At 54.7% G+C, this 612-nt stretch carries 1 protein-coding gene and 1 pseudogene; both read left to right on the top strand.

The window, feature by feature from the left end; all coding sequences use genetic code 11:
* Positions 1-391: pseudogene (locus tag ACR0EL_RS22510) on the top strand (ABC transporter substrate-binding protein); the annotation flags it as partial.
* A 32-nt stretch (positions 392-423) separates the two neighbouring features.
* Positions 424-612, top strand: a 189-nt coding sequence (locus tag ACR0EL_RS22505; RefSeq protein ID WP_480502357.1) for an ArsR/SmtB family transcription factor, incomplete at its 3' end; no start/stop codon positions are given.

Here is a 612-nt window from a genome sequence, read left to right as displayed (position 1 = left end):
TGACGCGCAATATACTTCACGCATCGATGCGCAAGATTTTGACATGACCCCGTTCCGTCGTGCGCTGTCGCTCTCGCCAGGCAACGAACAACGCCTGTATTGGGGCAGCGAAAACGCAAATGCTCCCGGGACGCGGAATGTTATGGGCCTGACCTCGCCCGCCGTGGACGGGCTGATCGACGCGATGCTGGCCTCGGAAAGCCACGAGGATTTTGTTGCGGCAACGCGCGCGCTGGATCGTGTTCTGACAGCGGGTCGCTATGTCATTCCTATCTGGAGCTTTGATGTCGGCCGTATCGCCCATGTCAAAGAGCTGAAACAACCCGACACTCTGCCAATTTATGGCGATGGGCCAGAATATATGCCACAGGTCTGGTGGTTTCAGGATTGACGAATCCTCTCTATTTCCATATTTCTTGAATTATGGAAATAGAGATTCATGACAGGCTGAACGCACTCGCACATCCCAAGCGGCTGGATCTGTTCCGGCTGTTGATGCGTCGCTATCCAGATTCCGTAGCTGCGGGTCAGATTGCCGAGGCTTTAGCGCTGAAACCCAATACTGCGTCAACCTGCCTGAATGCATTGAAATCCGCCGGGCTGATCCAGCAG

The sequence above is a fragment of the Ruegeria sp. AH12 genome (assembly GCF_056541465.1).
Note: the sequence above shows the minus strand (reverse complement) of the source record. Positions and strands in the feature narration are given on the sequence as shown.